The sequence below is a fragment of the Alteromonas naphthalenivorans genome, assembly GCF_000213655.1.
In the GTDB taxonomy this organism is placed as follows: Bacteria; Pseudomonadota; Gammaproteobacteria; order Enterobacterales; family Alteromonadaceae; genus Alteromonas; species Alteromonas naphthalenivorans.
Genome location: NC_015554.1, coordinates 3,900,939 through 3,922,782 on the forward strand (window position 1 = coordinate 3,900,939; position 21,844 = coordinate 3,922,782).

The 21,844-nt window shown below is 43.0% G+C and carries 14 protein-coding genes and 1 pseudogene; 5 read left to right on the forward strand and 10 right to left on the reverse strand.

Going from position 1 to position 21,844, the window contains the following annotated elements:
- Positions 1-8: 8 nt before the first annotated feature.
- The 3 genes and pseudogenes from AMBT_RS16995 (at position 9) to AMBT_RS17005 (ending at position 4,631) form a co-directional block, all read left to right on the forward strand.
- Positions 9-1,550, forward strand: a complete 1,542-nt coding sequence (locus AMBT_RS16995) for a tryptophan halogenase family protein (protein WP_013785877.1) — start codon at positions 9-11, stop codon at positions 1,548-1,550.
- A gap of 37 nt (positions 1,551-1,587) precedes the next feature.
- Positions 1,588-2,330, forward strand: a pseudogene (locus tag AMBT_RS23015) (SapC family protein).
- A gap of 156 nt (positions 2,331-2,486) precedes the next feature.
- Positions 2,487-4,631: an alpha-galactosidase gene (locus AMBT_RS17005; RefSeq protein ID WP_013785880.1), complete on the forward strand. Its 2,145-nt coding sequence runs from the start codon at positions 2,487-2,489 to the stop codon at positions 4,629-4,631.
- A gap of 43 nt (positions 4,632-4,674) precedes the next feature.
- On the opposite strand, the gene AMBT_RS17010 is transcribed toward AMBT_RS17005, so the two are convergent.
- From AMBT_RS17010 to AMBT_RS17035, 6 genes are all read right to left on the reverse strand, one after another.
- Positions 4,675-5,790 carry a tetratricopeptide repeat protein gene (locus AMBT_RS17010; RefSeq protein WP_013785881.1) on the reverse strand — a complete coding sequence of 372 codons (1,116 nt, stop codon included), beginning with the start codon at positions 5,788-5,790 and terminating at the stop codon, positions 4,675-4,677.
- Positions 5,791-6,012: 222 nt separating this feature from the next.
- Complete coding sequence (locus AMBT_RS17015) at positions 6,013-7,290, reverse strand: alpha/beta hydrolase family protein (protein ID WP_013785882.1); 1,278 nt, start codon at positions 7,288-7,290, stop codon at positions 6,013-6,015.
- A gap of 161 nt (positions 7,291-7,451) precedes the next feature.
- Positions 7,452-8,630: an MFS transporter gene (locus AMBT_RS17020; RefSeq protein ID WP_041452602.1), complete on the reverse strand. Its 1,179-nt coding sequence runs from the start codon at positions 8,628-8,630 to the stop codon at positions 7,452-7,454.
- Positions 8,631-8,775: 145 nt separating this feature from the next.
- Positions 8,776-9,693 carry a dihydrodipicolinate synthase family protein gene (locus AMBT_RS17025; RefSeq protein WP_013785885.1) on the reverse strand — a complete coding sequence of 306 codons (918 nt, stop codon included), beginning with the start codon at positions 9,691-9,693 and terminating at the stop codon, positions 8,776-8,778.
- A 139-nt stretch (positions 9,694-9,832) separates the two neighbouring features.
- Positions 9,833-10,552 carry an EAL and HDOD domain-containing protein gene (locus tag AMBT_RS17030; protein ID WP_013785886.1) on the reverse strand — a complete coding sequence of 240 codons (720 nt, stop codon included), beginning with the start codon at positions 10,550-10,552 and terminating at the stop codon, positions 9,833-9,835.
- Positions 10,521-11,066 (reverse strand): YuxH family protein, encoded by a 546-nt coding sequence (locus AMBT_RS17035; RefSeq protein WP_013785887.1) that lies wholly within the window; start codon positions 11,064-11,066, stop codon positions 10,521-10,523. The genes AMBT_RS17030 and AMBT_RS17035 overlap by 32 nt, the downstream gene beginning before the upstream one ends.
- Positions 11,067-11,328: 262 nt before the next feature.
- Between AMBT_RS17035 and AMBT_RS17040 the strand changes: the two genes are divergently transcribed.
- Positions 11,329-14,004 carry an ATP-binding protein gene (locus AMBT_RS17040; protein ID WP_013785888.1) on the forward strand — a complete coding sequence of 892 codons (2,676 nt, stop codon included), beginning with the start codon at positions 11,329-11,331 and terminating at the stop codon, positions 14,002-14,004.
- Positions 13,988-15,235 carry a response regulator gene (locus AMBT_RS17045; RefSeq protein ID WP_013785889.1) on the forward strand — a complete coding sequence of 416 codons (1,248 nt, stop codon included), beginning with the start codon at positions 13,988-13,990 and terminating at the stop codon, positions 15,233-15,235. The genes AMBT_RS17040 and AMBT_RS17045 overlap by 17 nt, the downstream gene beginning before the upstream one ends.
- Positions 15,236-15,346: 111 nt before the next feature.
- Here AMBT_RS17045 and AMBT_RS17050 read toward each other — a convergent pair whose 3' ends face one another.
- From AMBT_RS17050 to AMBT_RS17065, 4 genes are all read right to left on the reverse strand, one after another.
- A complete protein-coding gene (locus tag AMBT_RS17050) occupies positions 15,347-16,690 on the reverse strand; it encodes a tetratricopeptide repeat protein (protein WP_013785890.1) in 1,344 nt (447 codons plus the stop codon).
- Between the two features lie 18 nt (positions 16,691-16,708).
- Complete coding sequence (locus tag AMBT_RS17055; RefSeq protein ID WP_013785891.1) at positions 16,709-18,901, reverse strand: transglutaminase family protein; 2,193 nt, start codon at positions 18,899-18,901, stop codon at positions 16,709-16,711.
- A gap of 258 nt (positions 18,902-19,159) precedes the next feature.
- Positions 19,160-19,747, reverse strand: a complete 588-nt coding sequence (locus tag AMBT_RS17060) for a single-stranded DNA-binding protein (protein WP_013785892.1) — start codon at positions 19,745-19,747, stop codon at positions 19,160-19,162.
- A 282-nt stretch (positions 19,748-20,029) separates the two neighbouring features.
- Complete coding sequence (locus AMBT_RS17065) at positions 20,030-21,592, reverse strand: sodium/sugar symporter (protein WP_013785893.1); 1,563 nt, start codon at positions 21,590-21,592, stop codon at positions 20,030-20,032.
- Positions 21,593-21,844 lie beyond the last annotated feature (252 nt).

The following is a 21,844-nucleotide window of genomic DNA, read 5'->3' on the forward strand; positions in this document are numbered from 1 at the left end:
CGCAGCGTATGACGCCGGTAAATAGTGTTGTTATTGTAGGCGGAGGCACGGCGGGTTGGCTTACTGCTGGTCTGCTGGCGGCTACCCACTCTAAACAAGGCTCCACCGGCGCACGCTTGTCTGTAAAGGTTATTGAATCTGATTCGATTCATCCTATTGGTGTGGGCGAAGGCACTTGGCCTACTATGCGCAGCACCTTAGCTAAAATAGGAATTGAAGAAGCTGCACTCGTCCAACAAGCGAGTGCGACCTTTAAACAGGCGAGTAAGTTTGTTCACTGGCACACTGAAGGGCAACGCACTGGATACTACCACCCCTTTAGCGCGCCTCAAGGCTCGGCCAGTGTAGATATAACCCCGTATTGGTTACACAACGACTCATTAAACGAGTATGCCTCAGATGTATGTTTTCAACCTAGCCTGTGCGAACAAGGTCTAGCCCCCAAATTAAAGGCCGATTCAAAGCAAAGCTTCAGTGCCAATTACGGCTATCATCTTGATGCCGGTAAATTCATTAACGTAATACGTGAACACTGTAAGAAAGTGTTAGGCGTCGAGCACATTATTGATGATGTCACCGATGTTGCTACTGATGACGCAGGCATAAAGCATGTCGTGACAAAAAATAATGACCATATTCGCGGTGATATTTTTGTTGATTGCACAGGTTTTAGTGCACGTCTTATCGAAAAAGCACTAGATGTTCCCATGGAAGACGCATCCTCTGTATTGTTTTCAGATTCAGCTTTGGTGCATCAAATTGCATATTCTGATGAACATCAGCCTATTGCTTGTCACACCCTATCTACCGCGCAAGAAGCTGGTTGGATATGGGACATTGGTTTGCAAAATCGCCGGGGCACGGGTTACGTTTATTCGTCAGAATTTCAATCCGATGATGAGGCAACTCAAACGTTTATGGCTTATCTAAAATCGATAAACCCTAACGAAGAGTTACCTTCTACTTTTAGAAAAATTAACTATAAAACTGGCTATAGAAAACGTTTCTGGGAAAAAAATTGCGTAGCTATAGGTTTATCTAGTGGCTTCTTAGAGCCCCTTGAGGCCTCTTCACTGATGTTAATTGAGCAAAGTGCAATTCAACTTGCTGAGCAATTACCCGCCTACACACAGGTAATGCCCCACGTGGCAAGCCGCTTTAATCGGGCGTTAACTAATAAGTGGCAAAGCACTATAGAATTTTTAAAACTACACTATGTTCTTAGTAATCGTAACGAAGACTTCTGGTTAGCAAACAGATCACCACAGAGCATTCCACAACGGCTAGCATCCTTGCTTGAAGAGTGGCAATACCGCCCTATTCTTGATAGCGACTTTACTGATACAGATGAGGTATTTAGCGCACAAAGCTATCGCTATATACTTTATGGAATGTCACATAAGACCAACTTGAGCCAGTATGTGCGTTCAATGAGCGAATACGAGGGTGCCGATAAACAGTTACAACTTAATAAAGCCTTAATCGCTCAGTTGAAAGCGCGCCTTCCTTCTCATCGCGGCTTAATTGATACAATGCTTAATAAGCATTAAGCCTAGTACACCTTAATTTAATCAATCAGGTATTGTTATGTCGTCATATACGCCGTTAGATAGCCAAGCTCATCGCAACCTTCGTATTAAGGTAGATAAAAATTTCGGTCACAACGCCGAGTTTAACTTAGTGTCTTTAGGCTTCAATGAGATTGCCAGTATTGCCGGCTGTATGCCTATAGTGGTTACTGCAAATGACACAAACCATTCTCACACGTTAGCGGCAGTGGTTGGCTGGCCCGAATTTGGTAACGTATATTGTAGCGACACTGAATGGATGGGTCATGCCGTGCCGCTGAGCATCCAAAGCTACCCATTCAATTACGCTGTTGAACAAGACAAACTCACTGTATTGTTTGATGAAGACAGCCCTTTGGTTTCTAACAATAGTAGCGAAGGTGCCAGCGCTTTATTTGCATCAGATGGCTCCCCATCTGCAAGTCTTAAACAGTATCAAAGTATGCTATCTAACTTAGCGAGCGGCTCTCAACAAGCAAGTGCTTTTATTCAGCTTTAACCGACCTTGAGTTGCTATCTAATCTATCAATCACCTTACATTTTGAAAATGGCGAACCCCGTGAAAGCACAGGGCTTATGACTATTAATGAAGATAAGCTAGCGCAGCTAAACGCAGATATTATTCACCAATTGCATACCCAAGGGTTACTGATGGCAATAAATGCCATGATGCTTTCACTTAGGCAATACAACCGCTTGGTACAACTCACTAAAAATGCGAACAACCCTGTGGTTAAAATCGGGCTAAAAACTACCAACTAATTATTGGTGGAGAAGTAAAGAGCATGGTATTTTACACGCAATGTAAACGTTTTACCCAATTTAGATAAACGTCTTATTCCGCATCTTTTCTATGTTATACATGCGATATAAATGGGTGTGCGGTATTCAATCATATTTAAAACCTGAGAGGTTAACATGTCATCACTCACGGCTTTTGTCCGCTTAGACAACGCAAAAACGACTTTAATTTTCGACTGCCAAGGGCGCATGCCTACTCTGATTTACTATGGCCAGCAGTTGAAGACTGCAACGACGCCAGACATGTTAGCGCTGCTTAACACTCGCCAAGAAGCGAAATGTGCGCCGGTTATCGAGCCACCTATCTCATTAGTTCCCACCCATGGTGAAGGTGTTACCGGTTCACCTGGTTTAGAAATTTCAGGGGATGCAGATCAATGGTCTGCTGGCTTTACCTTGTCGGATATTGAGCAAACCGATACCAGCTTAACGTTTACTGCGGTTGATGCCGACAGGCAAATGCAGTTGATTACACGGGTTGTATTAGATGCTGAAACAACCGTGGCCACATTTACCTCAAGTATCGAAAACCAAGGTGAGAGCACTTTACAGTTAAACTACTTAAATGCTGCTAGTCTTGCCTTACCAACGACCATGAGCAAGATTAAAAGCTTTGAAGGAAGATGGTCTAATGAATTCCAAACTGCCGACCATGACTTGTTCTTCGGTAGTTATGTACGTGAAAACCGCCGCGGCAAAACTTCTCACGATACTTTCCCAGGCTTAATCGCGTTTGCTAATGGAACCGGTGAGCTAGTTGGTGAGTGTTTCGGCTTCCATTTAGGTGCTTCAGCTAACCATAAATTCCGCGCGGAAATGATGGCTGATGGCAGAAGCTACGTTCAATTTGGCGAACTATTGTTTCCAGGTGAAGTAACCCTCGGTGCAGGTGAAAGTTATACATCCCCCGTGCTTTACGCAGGGTTTGGCGACGCTGGCTTTTCATCCCTTTCGCAGCAGTTCCATAACTTTATTCGAAACAATGTGTTAACCCACAGCGCTGATATCACCAGTGCACAGCACAAGCCCCGCCCAGTGCACTACAACACATGGGAAGGCATTTATTTCGACCATGATGAAGCCACGCTTAAAGCCCTTGCTGACAAAGTAGCCCCCTTAGGGATAGAGCGCTTTGTACTAGATGGCGGCTGGTTTAAAGGCCGAAGAAATGACAAAGCTGGCTTAGGCGACTGGACAGTAGATGAAGCCATTTACCCAGAAGGACTAGATGGGCTTATCGACCACGTTACCGATAAAGGCATGGAATTCGGCATATGGTTTGAACCTGAAATGGTTAACCCAGATAGCGATTTGTACCGCGCACATCCTGAATGGGCGTTACACACCAAAAATAACCCCCATGTACCCTTTCGTAATCAGTACGTACTCGATTTAACGAACCCTGAAGTGGTTGAGTACCTTTATAAAGTCATCACCGACGTACTAAGCACTTACCCTAAAATTAGTTACATTAAGTGGGACATGAACCGCGATGTAAATCATCCTGGCAACCTACATGGCAAACCAGCTATGAATGGCCAAATGGCGGCTTTGTATACGTTAATCGATCGCGTTAAAGCGGCACATCCGGGTATTGAAATTGAAAGCTGTTGTTCAGGCGGGGGGCGTGTGGATTTAGGTATATTACCTCACACCGACCGTTTTTGGACGTCAGACTCTAACGACGCGTTAGACCGCTTGTACATACAGCGCGGCTTCTCTTACTTCTTCCCTTCTGAAGTGATGGGCGCACACGTAGGCCCTCGCGATTGCCATATTACTGGCCGTAATTTACCGATTGAGATCCGCTCTGCGGTATCGATGTTTGGCCACATGGGTATTGAGATGGACCCCCGTGAGCTTACTGAGCACGAGCAAGACACCCTGAAATCGGCTATTTCGCTATATAAAAAATACCGCCATATTACCCACGGCGGCGATTTATACCGTATGGATGATGATGGCCTTAACGTGAAGTTTGGTTATGTATCAAAAGACAAAGCCGAGGGTATTTTTGCCTACAATAGCGTGAAAGAAACCGGGCGTACTACACCATCTCGTTTCTATTTTGCCGGGCTTGATGCCGATAAGTCCTATACCCTTGAGCGGGTTTGGCCGGGTACATTGAAAGAATACTCACCGTCTATTTTGCAAAAAACAGACGGGCAAGTATTTAGCGGTGAAGCGTTAATGAAATACGGTATGCAAATGCCGGTTTTATTCCCGCAAACTTCGCTTATTTATACCGCTAAAGAAGTGTAGTTCGATAAAAATACGCTGCATAAAGCTTAAAGAAAGCGAACCACTAGGTTCGCTTTTTTATTTGTTTTTTGAGGCTTTTCATTATTTTTGCCAAACGTTTATCACCGTCTTTTGTCACTTTCTCAAGGGTGCTAGATGCCATTGAAACATCATCAGCATTTAGGAACAGCTCGGCTAAACGTAAGTTAGCCCAATTCTTACTTGGCAACTGATGAGTATCAATATCTGTCGCCTCTAATTCAGCCAAGTAATAGTTAAGCGCATCAATTCCCGACTTAGTATATTGGCTGGTTTCTACTGCCACCCAGCCTATACGATAAGTGCCATATAGTTGGGTAAACTTACTTTCAGAATACGTGTTCCATGCTTGTTCATCTGCTTTCTGTGCTTTAACTACGTTAGTGTTTAATAGAGGGGTTAGCGCTGCTATCGCGTCATCGTATTCTTCACCATCTATATGCAATCGACCAAGCTCAAAACGTGCCCGAACTTCGAATTCAGGCTTTTCGCTAAGCTCAATTAACATTGCTTTTGCTTCAGCAGCTTTATCGTCTGCAGCGTAAATTGTTGCTGTCGCAAACTTGCCTTCTAGTGCATCCATTTGCGTAATTTTGTCAGCAAGCTTTTTGGCTTCATCTATATCGCCACCAGCGATAGACGGCGCGACTATGTAAAATTGCATTAGCGCCTGATAAACCTCAATTTCATCTGGTGCCACTTCAATTGCTTTTTGTAGGCTCGCTTTGGCTTTTTTGGCATAACCTAGGGCGGAAAAAACACTATCCATTGCTTGCGCACCCATCACGTTAGCCTGCATATGGTAAGCGCGGTAATTGTCTTTATGCTCGTCAACAAATTGAGCCGCCATATCCTCAGCGTCATCTAAATCTGTATTCATTAACGCCGAAATTAACACGTTATATTGCTTCGGGGTTTTCGATGTTATGGGCTCAAGTGCGCTCACTATACTTTCATAATCCTGCGCTTGAAACATAGCGTCTAATACGTCGTCAGAAGGTAATGCGCTAGCGTTCGCAAACGACACAAAGAATGATAAACACAGTAAAGCGGCTATATTTGCACCCTTAAACGCAGTAATAGCAGGCAGACACAAACAATGGAGAACAGTTAATTTGTTTTGATTTCGCTGGATGAACATTCCTTTGCCTTAAGTAAATAAGCGTTAAGTAGTAAATTAGCATGCTTAATATGACTTCTCTAACTGAATAAGTAACAAAGCATGTCTTGCCAGAATGAAACCTTGGTCTGTGGGTATGGTATGGGTATGCGTATGGGTATAGCACAGCGCGAAACAAAAAAAGGCCTAACACGGTTAGGCCTTTACGGTATTTTTTATTGTTGGAGATAGTAAAGGTTACGCCTATTTCTTAGGTTTGCCTTCCATTATTAAGCCTAACGCATAGCGATTGTCGAAGCCTTTCCAGACTTCTGGCACTTTGTCGTCTACGGCAACTTGCCCACTATCACCTTCAACATTTAAATAAGCACAAAAGTCAGCTTTTCCTTTCACATGGCATTCCATCATAGCCAATGCAAAGTGTTCGTTTATGTCATTCATAGTTTCTGAACGCCAAGCCGGCTCTAAGTAATGGCCAATATCGAATTCGTTGCCAAATGCTTCTTTAGGAGCGGGATGGGGTGCAATATTGTGTCTGGCATTTTTGTACGTAAGCAGTTTACTGTCTTCGTTACCTGTATTTTCAAATAACCACTGTATACCTTGGTAACCAGCAATATCATCATGATCACCAGCGACATATAGCATGGGAACGTGAATATTATTAAGTGCATCTTCTGAAAACGCTTTATGTTGACCGCCCCAAGGCGCTAACGCCATCGCCGCTTTCCAGCGCGTATCTACGCTTTCAGCGTCGGCATTACCACCGGCACAGGTGTTAAGTACATTTTGTAGCGCACTGAGAACCGCAGGGTCTGTCACGCCAGTAAAGCTAGCAGTAGCTTCAGTTCCAAAGTTATAACAACCACCAACGGTATTCACCGCACCAAAACCACCCATGGAATAGCCAATAAGCCCGGCATTTTGGGTATCAACAACATCTTTAAATAGCGCATGTTCACTTACCGCATTCAACGTTAACACTTGATCTCGTGAGCGGTTTAATAGCGTGCTAGGGAATCCAGCATAAGGGGCATTGGTAAAATCTACATCTTCGTTAGTAGAGTCGGTATGATCTATCCCAGCCACAATATAACCATGAGATGCTAAGTGCTCACCAAGGTAATACATTATTGTGCGATAACCCGTATAGCCGTGTGACAACACAACGACAGGGTAACTGCCTTGCGGTTCTGCCACACTGGCATCGCGAATAGCATCAGCTTGAATACTAAACTCATTACCACTACGGGTTTGATTTTCATACGTTGTGGCCGCGCCGCTATCAGTGGTGGGGTACCAAACTTCCAGTTTCAATACTCGGTCAACAACTTGCCCTTGTAAGGTAACTACGGGCTTTGGATAGTTAACAGTTAAGGTTTTAACGCCCACTTGATAGGCGCCTTTTTCACTTAGCTCGGGCGTAATATCACTAGGATAGTCTTGATAAAGCGTCTGCGCTGAATATGCCGGTGTGGCTGCTAATAATGCTGCGATACATAACAGGGATAACGTTTTCATAATTTGCTAATTTTTTGTTAATTATTGTGCATAGCCTATATTACCTCTATGACCTCAATAAACAAGGCATAGCCCATTGATTAAATGAATTGTCATCAATAAGACTGGTAAATTAAAACGGCAATTTTGAAAGTAAGAAATGTAAACGTATAACCTAAAGGCTATTTTTGTACTCTGAATACAGCAAAGCACACGATAAGAATGAGTGCGAGGGTAGCGCAAGAAGTTACCAACGAAACAGTTACCCCTTGGACTAACAAGGTTCCAGCAACTAAAGCCCCTATTGCGCCTGCTCCCACCTTAGCTGCGGCAACCCACATGTACGTTTGCGCCGCGCTGTGCGCTGGGGCAAACTCAGTTCGTGCCGCTAGGCTGGAAGTAAAGAATATGGCATTGGCTACACCACACAACCAGTAGCCCGCCGCCCCAAGAACGAAAGATGGACTTAGGGTTGTGGCCAGTAACGCCACCAACAAAAAGCCCCCTGAACGCTTTAACAATGTTAAGGGCTCTTTCGAGAGTGGCCTAAAGATGAGAAATAGCGCACCACTTAAATTTCCTACCCCGTATGCTGTGACCAGATAAGCGCCATGATGCTCTGCGTGCTGCCAATGTTCGCTAAGATAAACAGCCAATACGGGCAAGGCTGCAATACTGAATGCCGCTCCCGATGTCATCACTAACGTACGTACCAATGCGCTCGAGTCTTTAAACGCATAAAATACGCTTTTAAACCCTATGTCTAGCGAGGCATCACTTTTCGGCAGTACATGCTTTTTAGGGAAGGTTAAAATGAGTATGCCGGCTAACAGAGGTGTAAACACCAGTACACTGACAGCCACCTTCGTCGAGAACAGCGCCGACAAGGAAGCAATAATAAACGGCCCCAATGTGTGCCCTACCCCATAGGTAATGGTGTCCCAGCTTTGCGCCTTTCTAAGGGATGTATTACTTGCGCTAACTAAACTTGGCAATTGAGTGCCCAAGCCCCCCATAATAAACGAACTGCAAACACCACTTAACAACAATGAAAACGCCAACAGCCAAGCCAAATGCCTTTCAAAACTGAAGATAGCCAAAAGAAAAAAGCAGGTATAACTCAGCGCTGCCCCGCTAATAAGGTACTTAGGCTGCGAAACCCCATCCAACCAACGCCCGTATACTGGCCCTAACAAGTGGGGCAGCGTTAAACACGCCGCTAAAATGCCCGCCGCTTTTCCATCAAGCTCAAGATTTCTAGCAAGCAATACAATGGCCACAATAGCACCACCTGTTGCGGTGCGCGCGATAATGGCGGCTACAACATATTTGAATAATGGTGAAAAATGTTCTTTATTCAACGATGGGCTACTCTTTTGGCTCAAGGCTACTTATTGGCTCAGGGCTGCTCTTTGGGCTCATGGCTACTTATTGGCTCAAGGCTGCTCTTGGCGCTGGGCTTTTGCGTTAGCATTGGCAACAGATTCAACCTGGGTTGGGTATAACTTAATCCAATGATAGTTGCGTTAAAATCGCTTCAAGTTTTTGTTTATCTTCGACCTGAAGGGGCTGTAGCGGATGAGGTAAACAGTTTGTTTCTGTGTAACCCAGTATCGCCGCCGCGGTGGCCATTACGCGCATACCGCCTTTATTGCGGGCGAATAAATCCCACAACGGCGTTAAGCGTTCAGATTCTGCTATCGCTGCTTGCGACGATGTTGATTGACTCAGTGCAATCATGGTTTTCACCGTATTAGGGAATAAACCTCCGAGTACAGATAACCATAAATCACATCCCGCCTGCATCCCCAAGGCACCAAATTTATCACCACTTACCCCAATGGCGACATGCTCTGGCACTATATTTCGCAGGCTCGAAAGTCGTGCTTTCCCAGCCGCATTACCATTGCCATCAGCATTAGTATCAGCAAAAGGCATTCCTGGAATTTTAATCGCGCCAACGTTGGGAAGCTGGGTAACTTGGCGATATAGCTCGTCGCTGAAACTAAACTGGGTCACTCCAGGGTTCTCGTAAACACATAAGGGGACTGAGATTTCAGCGGTAACCTTCTCGTACAGGGCAAATACTTCAGCTTCGTGTAGCGGGTGATAAGAAACCGGTGCTAACAGCAGCGCATTCGCACCCGCTTGTTGCGCCGCTTCTGCGTTTTTCAATACATCATAGGAACGCAGTGAGCCAATGCCTACCATTACCGGCGTGTTGCCAGCTATTTCTACTGACGTTTTTGTTACCTTAGCTAGTTCATCTCTTGATAAATAGGGATACAAACCTGTCGATCCCATTGCACAAATTGACTCAACATTAGCCTGCTTCAGGTTGCCAATCAACTTTTCAAAAGCGTGAAAATCAATTTTTTCATGGTGAAAGGGCGTAAGAGGAAAAGCACACAATCCGGTGAACATGGAGGCTCCTAATGCGAAGGGCAAGCGATGTATTTAAGCGATTAACGTTACTATACATCAATCATACACTTATCATTCGTCCACATACATCTCGTTACCTTCTAAACTAGAACAACATTTTATGCTTTTGAAAAGCTGATCATAGATTTTTCATTACGGTATCTGCCCATAACGCGCCGTCTTGTTGGCAACGACCATAAAGACAAATATCTTGGTTTGATAAGCGCTCGAACGTTTGGCTATCAAATCGCTCAATACCAATCACATTAATAAGCAAGGAACCTAGCGCATTGTCATGTGTTAGTAACGCTTGTTTTAAATGGGCTTCTAGTTTCAAACTGCCGACTAATGTCTCCATGTTCACTTTAAAAATGGCATCTACACCTGATAGCAATCCCACTAGAAAACATTCTAAGGGGTGAAGCGAAACCTCCTCATCCTGATTATTAAACGCAATAAGTTCGAGGGTTTTTGCCCGTGCTAACAATGACCGGAATAATTCAGTTGGGCTAGTAGAAACAGACATTAGCGACATAACAATTGCCCACTGCTTAACAACATCTAGCCCTAAGATAACAACGGCTTCCCGTACACTGTTTACATCTCGAACCAGTTGATAAAGCGGGCAGTTAATTAACAGCAAAATTTTAGTAGTCAGCACAGGATCTAATGAAATGATTTCTGCGACCTTATCAACCTCTATGTCGTTTTTACTGAATTCAGACACTAGCTGCAGACTACTGTTTTGTTTTTCGCTTATTTCTTTACCACCAATAATGGTAGGGTTTTCAAGGAAGTCGCCTTGAAATAGGTCAAACCCTAGCGCTTTACAATTTTCGTATACCGTTTGGCTTTCCACTTTTTCTGCCAGTATTAAGCACTTCGACTTCTTTAAAAATTGGTAGGCTTTTACTAAGTTGTGACTGGGTCACGTTAAGCACATCAACTTTTATTACTTTAAGGTATTTAAAAAAAGAAGCTTTAGATGGGTCTAATGCATATTCGCTTAGCGCAAAATCAAAGCCTTTGCGTCGCAATTGCTGAATACGTTTCAGGTTTGATTCCGTAGGCTCTACCGAAGCCAATATTTCCAAAATTATGTTTGGTTTTACCGCATAAATATCATCAGTTTCACTCAAGAAGGTTTGATCGACGTTGATAAAAATAGGTACATCTAAATGCCGTTCACTTTCAGCGATACTCTCACAAACATTGGCTAATCGCTTTGTGGTCATAAACTTTTTTGATGGGCACACATTTACGCTTGAAGAGGTATCTTCCGCCCCTTCATCTAAGCATAAGAACTCACAAGCATAGATTTCGTGGTTTTCGTTAAATACAAGCTGCCTTGCAGTTAACACATCCTTCACCATCGGCTACTCCATAAGATTACTAGGCTGCGGCTGAAAATCGGCCACTAATTAAAATGCATTAGGAAGCAATAATTGTCCTTATCTAGACCGCGCTGATCTTCGCAATTATCGCTATTGTCATCTACATTAAAATTGTCGCGGTTTTAACTGGCTTCATTACAAAGCGAGAACAAAATTAATTAGAAAAACCTTATGTAATAAATATTTAAGACAGGTTTTTATAAAACTGTTTGGCGATTCTTAAATAATAGACCACCTTTTCATGACTATAAAAGATATTGAAATTAATAGAGACCTGAAAAAAACCCAAAGTCTCATAAATCTGTTTTATCATCCCGTGCTTGTGGTTAATAACGACTTGGACATTCTGGCTTCAAATAATAAGTTGAATGAAAGTGAGGCACTGTCTTCCAATTTGCCAACTATTATAGATGCCATAGTACCTTTGCTAAACGGCGAGCAAGAACTGGCTTTTTGCGTGATAGAAGGCGAAGAAAAACTGTGCACGGCCATGCCCATGGAACATGGGAGGACTCTAGTTAAAATTGCTCGCTCTAAGCCATCTGCGCTAGCAAAACGATACTATAACTTGGTTACCGCAATCGATAAGATACCCGATGCCGCAATAATTTGTAGTGACGGAAAGATTGACCTAGTTAATGAGCAATTCCAAAACATATTCCCTTTTTGCGGGAACAAAAGTTTAAACGGTGTGCCATTAGATTCCATTCTTAACGATTTTAGTGACTATTTCGCACAAGGGGATAGCCATCTACAGGCTGTTACCTATCGCTTTTTACGACGGAAATTTAATAGTAAGCAAGAGATGTCTTTGTCGTTCACAGCGCCCGACGGACAATTCTATGAGTATCGCGATAATCTCACTTTCACAGGTGGACGTGTTGGCCTCATTATCAATGAGTCACAAATAAAAGGGCTGAACGAGCAACTCGAAATCTCTTTTAATGAAGCCACCGCACTTAGCAATGCAAAAAGCAACTTCATGGCAGCAATGAGTCATGAGATACGCACCCCATTAAATGGCATTATAGGTCTGCTAGATTTATGCGAGCATCAAGAAGAGTTTAAAGGGAATGAGCTATTAAAAAGAGTGTCTAAAAGCTCTATCTCACTGTTAAGCCTCATCAATGATGTTTTAGATTTCACTAAGTTTGATGCCAATATGGTACAGCTCTCGCCGTCAGACGTTAATTTGAGAGTACTGTGTGAAGAGCTAATTAACACCTTCTATGGACAGGCAAAGCAGCAAAATGTGGAACTTACGTTGTTTGTCGATCCCGTCATATCTCGAATTGTTAGTGTAGATGAACTTCGCCTTACCCAAGTACTCACAAACCTTATTAGCAATGGTCTGAAGTTTAATCAAAAGCTAAATGCAACACTTCGCCTTGAGGTATTGCAAGATGATTTAACCAACTACATTCACTTCAACGTTATTGATAATGGGATTGGGATAGAGAGTACTAAAGTACATACGATTTTTGATCGCTTCACCCAAGCTAATGATGATATTCACAAAACGTTTGGTGGCACCGGACTTGGGTTAAGCATCTGTCAGAAAATAGTACAGTTAATGGGTGGCGGTATCTATGTAGACAGTGAGCTAGGCAAAGGCTCTACCTTTGTGGTGCAACTACCATTAGAAGCCTGCTCTGCGCCGGAAATAGAGCTAGCGCCAGCAAATTTAGACACGTTCACTTTTGAAACTAACAGCGCGGTATTTTTTAACGACCTCAATCGCTATGCACAGCGATTCCACTTTAAGGCCATCTTAACAGACGCCTTACCCAGTAACGCATTGCCAAACCACTTCTACTTACTGGATGCATCTAGCGGCTGTGAAACCGAAGTAATTAATATTGAACAGGCATTGCAAGATAACAGGCCTCCTATCCCTGTGCATCAAATCGCGCTGCTCGTGGATAATGTGAATATGCATGCCCAGCTAACTATTAAGCAAATTCATCTCGCTCCACTCAAGTTAGCCGAATTGTTAAGCCTAGCAGCACCACACTGCCCTTCCTTGTCGGCTACTGCTGCAAGTATGTCACCCAAAAACATTTCCGACCGATTGCGAATTTTAGTAGTAGAGGACAACCCAGATAATATTTACGTGCTCAAAAAACAGTTTGATGCGCTGAACATTAAAGCAAGCTTTGCAATGTCTGCTGAAGAAGCGATTATTTTCTTCGAACAACAGCCGTTCAATGTGGTTATTAGCGATTACCAGATGCCCGTCATTACTGGTGGAGAACTGATTGGTATTTTGCGATGTTTAGAAGAAAGTGAACAGCGACCCAAGTCTACCATGCTAATCCTTACCGCCGACAATTCTAAGCAGTGTCAGGCTCACTGTAACGAGGTGGGTGTCGATAGAATCTTAATGAAGCCCTTAACCTTGCAAACCCTAGCAGATTTAATTAGCCGTCTTAACAGCGAACAATCCGCCCTGACTTCCTCTGTGGAAACCGTCACAGATGAACACGATGCGGAAAATCTCCTCTTTGAAGCGGACTTTTTTGATGACAGTAGTGAGGTTAATAGTAAGGTTGATTCTACGCGTGTTTTTGATATTGCAGCACTCACCGAAATTGTTGGCGATATTAGCCCACAAGAGGAGTACGACTATTTATGCGGGTTTGAACAAAGCCTGAGTAAAGACTTGCCTCTTATGCTTGATGTAGTGGATGTTGAAGACTGGCAAACCCTCTCGAAGTTTGCTCACAGATTGAAAAGTAGTGCCAGAATTGTTGGTGCTTATCATTTAAGCCAGAAGTGCGAAACGGTGGAACATATAGGGCGTCAAATTCCCGCAGAACCACTCATATTGTTAGATTGGGAAGAAATGAAACTCGCTATTGAAGAACTCATTACCCATATAAGGAAGTATTTGGAAAATCATGACTCAACCCAGTGAAGCACAAATTGTACTCTACATTACAGAGCCGCAAAGTGACGAAATCGTTCTTGAGGTTATTAAGAAGCATTTTGATGACTACGTTACCTGTGATTCTTTAAGAGACTTATGCAAGCTATTAATTGATTCTAAGCCCAAAGTGCTTTTGCTGACAGGCGACTCATTAGAGAAAAGCTTGTTTACTTATTACCGCACACTGGAAGCACTAAAATCATACCATCTATGCAACCACAAGATAGTTAGTTTAATACCTCGTCAGTTTGAAAGAGAAGCTTATGAAGCCCATGCGGCGGGGATTATCGATGATTACATGATTGCCCGGCCGGTTTATGAACTACATCGCATTATATTAATTTGCGAACATTTATTCAGCGAACTAGGGGTGCATGTTCAAGATAAAGAGATGCTGGCTCAACAAACCTACTTTAGCAAAATCGATCATTTTGATGACAAAATAAAGCAGGCTTTAAAACAAGGCCTAGACTACAAAAATCAATTACAGTTAGAGTTTGAAAGCTCTATTGTAGAAATTGAAAACGCATTAGAACGCGCAGTAACACGGGTAGAAATGGAGCAGTCCGTAGATCTTGATATTGCCAAGTTACAAGAGACCCTATCTAAAATAAAGTCAGACCAAATTCGCCCAGAGCTAATTAAACTGCAAGCAAGGGCAATTAGCTTATTAGAAAAAACCCTTGATTTAAAAACCGCAGAATTAACGTCAAATACTAACGCTGAAGAAGCAACGACAGGTGCGAGCACTGAAACAAGCGCAGACGAAAAAGACAAGGGCTATGTCTTTAACCGACTATACAACCAAGATATCGACCCTGAAAAAATACTGGCAAAAAAGAACGACGTGCCCTCTATTCTTGTGGTTGAGGATGACATTATTAGCCTTCAATTAACTAAGCGATTGATTGATAAATATAAGATGCATTGCGATACCGTTACCACAGGCAGGCAAGCCTTCGCTTCTTTGACCGCCAAAAAGTACGACCTTGTGCTGATGGATGTGAATTTACCAGACACTAATGGCATCTACATTGTAGGCCAGGCTAACTCGGAGCAAAGCCTAAATGCTGACACACCGATTATTATGTTGTCGGGGGATAAACATAAAGCCACGGTGACTAAAGCGATGCAAAAGGGAGCTAAGGGTTACATTATTAAGCCCCTGCAAAAAAGCTCGTTTGATAGGTTAATTGAAAAATATATCCCTAAGGCTTAAACAAACACTTAGGTAGTTATTCACCGTTTTATTTGAAAAAAGGCTGTATGGGGAACCCTGACGGGAACCCCGTTACATTAGAATAGGTTTGGCAGAGTAGGTCTGGCCCTGCTACTTTTTTGCAGCTTTAATTTTATTCTTCGCTACTGCGAATTCGAAAAACGTTCTTATATCAAGTTCGTAAATACGCTGCCAGTAGGTCTCTGCAAGTTCAGCGTTGTCGTTTTCTATGTGGTTTAGCGCTGCAATGAATAGGGCTTCAGACTGTTCGCAGCGATCACTCGCCAGTGCCATCAATTGCGTTTCATCAATACTGCCTTTGGCAAAGTTAAGCATCCCTTTTTGCCAATCATCCAATTCAAGTTTCTCAGAGGCAAAGTTTAATAGCTCACGACTTTCTTGGCTATTACCCTGCATTCTATAGCCATACGCACCATAAAGTACCCCATAGATTCGAGCCTCGTCAGCTTGACTATAACGACTAGCAAGATTAGCTACTTTATCCCAATTTCCCGCCGCAATATTTGCGTAAATTTGGGTAAGTAAAATCTCTGCTTTGCTATCAACATCAGTTATCTCATAGTCGATGACTTTATCGATTTTGGTATCCCATAAATACATTTCATTTAAATAACTCTGATAGCTAGGATCTAATTTAGCCGCTTTTTGTGCGGTATAGACGGCCAACGTGGTTTTATTACTAATACGGAATAATTCCGCGAGTAAATTAAAATGAAATGGATCATTAGGAAAAGACTGCGTCAGAAGACGGCTTTCGGTAATGATATCGTCTAATGGTTTATAAGTGCCCGTATCACACATATTATTAAGTGCGTATTCCGTTTGATAAAGCACCCAGTCCGACTTTGCATCAGGATTACTATCATCTCGCTTGCGCGCCGCCTCTACAATGTATAACGCTAATTCAACCTGATCCTGATTATAATAATAATAAGCTAACTCTAAAGCCCCATTCATAAAAAATGGATTGTCACGAACCGTTTGTTTTAACGCCGCTAACATTTTTTCGTCTTGGGGTTGCTCGAGTAAGTAAGAGACATACACCGGCGGTGCAATATCTAACGTACTCAAAAACGGGTGCTGATTATAAAAACCTTGCCACTTTTGTTCGTCGTATTCTTGCTCTACAAATGCTAATTGCAAATTCAACCGGTAATAGTGAAAAGCAAAATACCGATCGTTAGGCGCTTGTTTTATGCCTTGTTGCAAATTGCTTTGCAGCTTATTCAATAAGTCATAATCCGGCTCTCGCTCAAACGCCTTTAGCTGGTACTCAACTAAATTGCGCAATGCCTGCGAATCGTTAGGATAATTCTTAACCTGCTGCTCTAAACCAACGAGTTCAGACGAGGCATTTACATTTTGGGTTGAAGTAGACTCACAGCCGCTCAGTAATATCGCACCAGCAAGTAGTACAATTCGGTAAAACATCATCTAATAATCCTTTATGTACTAATACTGATAGCCAAGCGATTCAGCACGCTCGAACGCCGCTTCAGACAGCGCGTCTTTGCCATTAAAACCATGCACAATACCCAGTAAAAACTGCACTTCCCCATTATCTTTGTTGCCATTAGCAAGTTCGGTAACATATTCCAACGCCTCGTCAAAGCGCCCACTATCAAGTAAGGCTCGCGAGTGCGCTATTTGCTCTTCTATCGATAACGCTTCGTGGCTTTGCGGTGATGTTGCCACCACCTTGTCATAGACGAACATACTCTCGCTGCCTTTTTGAAAGGCATCAATAGCATTAAAAAAGGCCGCATATTCTTCAACCGGTATGGTTTGCGCATACAGTACAAACTTTGAGGTACTTGTTACCTCGTTGTCACTAGGCTGCGCAGTATGTGTAATTTCAAAAAATGGGTTTTGATAATTACTGGCAGGCCCATTTTGCACTAGTTCTGCATCTGACCAAGGGGCTGGATAAGTAATAGAAAGTTCTACCGTAATGGGTATTTGTATATAAAGGTCTTGGTCGCGCTCAGATACAGGTTCCATGATGGAAAAACCGGTAAAGACTTTTAAAATTTGCGCATAATTCATGCTGTAATGAAAACGAGAAATGTCTTCAGTAATAGAGAGTAAATCTACAAAATCTCCCTCTATTTCAAAAGGTGTAGCCGAGTCTGCGGGATCCGTTGCGGTAAACGACGTTACTCGATTATCGTGAACAAATGGCGACAGAAGTTGCTCTACTACAGCGCGCTTTTCTGGCGAAAATTGATAGTAACTACGAAGGTTCGTTTCTACCTGACCGTCAAAACTCATCTTTACTGATGCGTCTAATGCAGAATCATTCAGCGAATAATCAACCGCCACTTTTGCCACATTCTCTTCAGGTTGAACATGGGGAACCTCTACTAGTTCACCCGCGCTGCCCGTTACCACAAATGTACGTTTGCCCCCAAGCATGGCACTTAACCCCGGGAAAGTGCCCGTTTGGCCACTGGTATCTAGCCAATAACTACCTTCATCCGTGGTAACGTAAGTGATCATATGGTTAAAGTTAAGTGCTGGTAAATCGTCAAATACAACACTTCCATTGTAGGTATTTACGAGTGCTGGTGATGCTTTTATACCGGCTTCGTTGAGTAGCGCCACAATAAGAGTTGTTTGGTCTTTACAGTCACCATAGGCGTTCTGCAGCACTTCTTGCGCAGTATGAGGCTGATAGCCCCCACGATTAACATGTGCACCTATATAACGAACATTTTTTTGCATGTAATCAAACACCGCTTTTACTTTATCGGTCTGGGTGTCCTGCTCACTAAACAGTTCATTCGCTAACGCGGTAACTTTATCTGCTGGCATCAAGCTTGGCTTGAATAAGTCCCAGTACCAATCATCTACTGTTTTCCAATTGTTCATCGTAGAGACGTAAACAAGAGGTAAGGTTTCATCGATAGGCGGCATGCCAGACTCAATTTCTATGCCTTCTAGCTTATCCATTTTCCACACGTATTGCGTTGTGCTTCCACTTTTCGTCACAAGCGGAGACAAATCCGTGTTTCGATTTTCGATATATAAATCAACGGTGTTTGGAATAGTGAGTGTGGTTAACGAGGACAGAATAGGATCGATTCTCACCCAGTTTTTCAGCGGTAAAAACTTTACGTGATTAAAGCGAATGCCTGTGAACCATTCACCATCGATAATCGCTTTCGTCTGCTTTTCGTTAATTTGGTACTCGATAATATTACCGACTTTTAACTGAGGCACAGCGAACTCAATACGCTTCATATCATCAAGGTAATCGTCATTATTAGCCGACACTTCAGAGATAGCATCATCTTGCATATTGAAAATTTGACCGTCGGCAGCAATTACCCGAGCAAAATCGATACTGCTAGTGTGATAATAAGCATTGAACGAGTTAACCAATTTTGAATAGTCAGATACCGCCTCTTCGCTTGCAATATAGATAGCACGGTAATATTTGGTGGACTCTAAACGTTGCTCGTCGACCGTAATTTCGGTTCTGCGACTGAGTATTACCGCCCCCCTGTCTGCATATTCTGTAGCGTCCGTTTTGAGTGCTAATAAAGTCTCGGCATCGGGACCTATACTCGTCGTTTCTGCACTTGCGTTAGTTATCGATAAGAAACTCAAAAAGATAACGAACACTCGGATATATACTGCCATCCCATTCTTCCTTGTTGATACAAATTCCAACCAAACGCGTGCGTTCAACTGTTTATTTTTTAAGTTATGCTGCCGTATCTTGCGTTAATTGTCGATAAGAGATTTCTTATATCAGTGCCCCTTTAAATTTGTCTGATACATATCGCGCTTCACAACGAGCTAATTAGCTACTAATCAATTAATTTTGAACAAAAAAAAGCCCTTAATATAAGGGCTTAGTATCTATTTTTTTGATTTACAAAAAAGCTTTATCAGAACCTAGAACGGAATGTCGTCATCAAAATCAAAGTCTGGCTCAGCCATTGGAGGCTGCTTAGGCTGTGACTGACCGCCACCTTGGTTAGGTGCTGGCTGTTGATAGCCGCCCTGGTTTTGACCACCTTGATTTTGGCCGCCTTGTTGCTGATAACCGCCTTGGCTTTGACCACCTTGTTGCTGGTATCCACCTTGCTGGTTATTCTGAGGGCGTTGATAACCGCCACCCGCATTACCACCGCCACCTTCACCACCGCGACCACCAAGCATTTGCATTTGGTCTACAATGATTTCTGTAGTGTAACGGTCTTGGCCTGACTGATCTTGCCACTTGCGCGTTTGCAATTTACCTTCAACGTAAATTTGAGAACCCTTTTTCAGGTATTCTCCGGCAATTTCTGCTAAGCGACGGTACATAGTAAGGCGGTGCCACTCAGTGCGTTCCTGCATTTGGCCTTGCGGATCTTTCCAGCTTTCGCTGGTAGCCAAGCTTAGGTTCGCAACGGCGTTACCGTTAGGCATGTATCGTACTTCAGGATCATTACCTAGATTTCCCACAAGAATGACTTTATTAACGCCTTTCGTTGCCATTGGTGTCTCCTGTAACGTATTTAGTGCCTTGCTGCTCTATCACTTTGTGACAACAACAAGTGCGAAAGTTTCATCGATATTAGCCGGTTAGTATATCTTATTTTGAACGGGAGAAATTAAGTTTTTTCTCTCCCATGTGCTTTCAAATTTGAACGCTATCAAAATATTCATCGCTTGTCGGCTGAACTTTCGCATGGTTTTATCGGGCGCTTGATAGCTTAAGCGCCCAAACCATTACCAATTACTTTCTAACTCCAGCGGCTCTTTATTGTCAGCAGCGCTTTACCACCAAGCGCCGTAGAAGGCGATAAGCAAACACACTACGGCGAACGCGGCAATATTAAACCCTTTCGTTGTAGCGAATTCGACCTCATCTAAATCTACCGCATTTTCATGTACACCTTTTTTCTCTGCAAGCGACACGATAATAGCCACAGAAACACAAAGTAAGAACACGATACCAACACGGTCGATAAACGGCAGTTCAGGCCAGAATTGGCGGAATACAATACTAAGTACAAACGAACCTAGTGCCGCACACAGTCCACCGGTTGCAGTGGTCTTCTTCCAGAACATGCCCAATACAAACAAGGCGCAAATACCTGGCGTAAAGAAGCCAGTAAACTCTTGGATATATTGAAAGGCTTGGTCGAAATTACCCAACAATGGTTTGGCCGTGATCATGGCAATAATCAGTGAGACAAAGCTCACTATACGCCCTACTTTCACATAGTGATGCTGGCTTTCATTAGGACGTTTATCTTTGTATAAATCCATAGTGAAAATGGTCGATACACTGTTGGTCATCGAAGCTAACGACGACACTATTGCGGCTACTAACGCGGCAAAAATCACCCCTTTCAGCCCTACTGGCATCATGCTCATTAGTGATGGGTAGGCTTGATCAGGCTTTGAGAGCTCCGGCACTAATAGCACTGCCGCAATGCCTGGTAACACCACAATCAATGGCATTAACAGTTTAAGGAATGCAGCAAACACAATCCCTTTTTGTGCTTCTTGTAGGCTTTTCGCCGCCAATGTGCGCTGAATAATGTATTGGTTAAAGCCCCAATATGAGAGGTTCATTATCCACATACCGCCAATGAGTACGGAAATGCCCGGCAAGTCCATATAATGCGGATTATCTTTCGATAAAATCATATCGAATTTTTCAGGTAACTGGTTGCTAAGGTCGATAAAACCTTGAATGGGGCCATTACCGCCACTGATTAAATTAAGCGCGGTGTAAGACAAAAACAGGCCGCCGAATATTAACAATACCACTTGAATAATGTCGGTAAGTGCCACAGCTTTTAGCCCGCCGTATAATGAATAAGCCAGCGAGAAAGCACCTAGGAATATCATGCCGTAAACCATATCCACACCAGCAATGGTGTTAATGGCTAAAGCGCCTAACCACAATACCGCGGTTAAGTTTACAAATACGTAAACACCCAACCAAAATACTGCCATGACTTTACGCACTCGATGGTCGTAACGCTGCTCTAAGAACTGCGGCATGGTATATATTTTGTGCTTTAAAAAAATAGGTAAAAAGTATTTCCCCACAATGATAAGTGTAATAGCTGCCATCCACTCATAAGAAGCGATAGCTAAACCTAGTTGATAGCCAGAGCCTGACATACCAATAATTTGTTCTGCCGATATATTTGCTGCAATCAGCGAGGCCCCTATTGCCCACCACGGCAAGCTAGAGCCTGCTAAGAAGTAGTCGTTCGTATCTTTTTCGTGTCCCTGCTTTTCCCTTGATACCCACCATGCGATGCCGATAAGCGCCACCACATAGATCACAAACACTGTGATATCTAACGATGCTAATTTCATAGTTTTTCCCAACGATTATTTTAGTTTTGCGGTGCGAATTTTCTCGATGCAGGGTCGATGAAGGCTATTGGTTTTATTATTATTGTAAAAGTTAAAGTCCACACCATGACTTTCTTTATGACTTTGCCCAAAAGCGCATCATTAATATCACATTTCATTAACTTAGATGAACAAGAATTGTAAATTTAAGGCAAAAAAAAGCGTTGTTTTGAAATTCAAAACAACGCAAGGGGCACAATTAATTGTTAACGG

Coding starts and splice junctions, on each gene's coding strand:
- AMBT_RS16995 (WP_013785877.1), top strand. CDS start 9: ATGACGCCGGTAAATAGTGTTGTTATTGTAGGCGGAGGCACGGCGGGT.
- AMBT_RS17005 (WP_013785880.1), top strand. CDS start 2,487: ATGTCATCACTCACGGCTTTTGTCCGCTTAGACAACGCAAAAACGACT.
- AMBT_RS17010 (WP_013785881.1), bottom strand. CDS start 5,790: ATGTTCATCCAGCGAAATCAAAACAAATTAACTGTTCTCCATTGTTTG.
- AMBT_RS17015 (WP_013785882.1), bottom strand. CDS start 7,290: ATGAAAACGTTATCCCTGTTATGTATCGCAGCATTATTAGCAGCCACA.
- AMBT_RS17025 (WP_013785885.1), bottom strand. CDS start 9,693: ATGTTCACCGGATTGTGTGCTTTTCCTCTTACGCCCTTTCACCATGAA.
- AMBT_RS17035 (WP_013785887.1), bottom strand. CDS start 11,066: ATGGTGAAGGATGTGTTAACTGCAAGGCAGCTTGTATTTAACGAAAAC.
- AMBT_RS17040 (WP_013785888.1), top strand. CDS start 11,329: ATGACTATAAAAGATATTGAAATTAATAGAGACCTGAAAAAAACCCAA.
- AMBT_RS17045 (WP_013785889.1), top strand. CDS start 13,988: ATGACTCAACCCAGTGAAGCACAAATTGTACTCTACATTACAGAGCCG.
- AMBT_RS17050 (WP_013785890.1), bottom strand. CDS start 16,690: ATGATGTTTTACCGAATTGTACTACTTGCTGGTGCGATATTACTGAGC.
- AMBT_RS17055 (WP_013785891.1), bottom strand. CDS start 18,901: ATGGCAGTATATATCCGAGTGTTCGTTATCTTTTTGAGTTTCTTATCG.
- AMBT_RS17060 (WP_013785892.1), bottom strand. CDS start 19,747: ATGGCAACGAAAGGCGTTAATAAAGTCATTCTTGTGGGAAATCTAGGT.
- AMBT_RS17065 (WP_013785893.1), bottom strand. CDS start 21,592: ATGAAATTAGCATCGTTAGATATCACAGTGTTTGTGATCTATGTGGTG.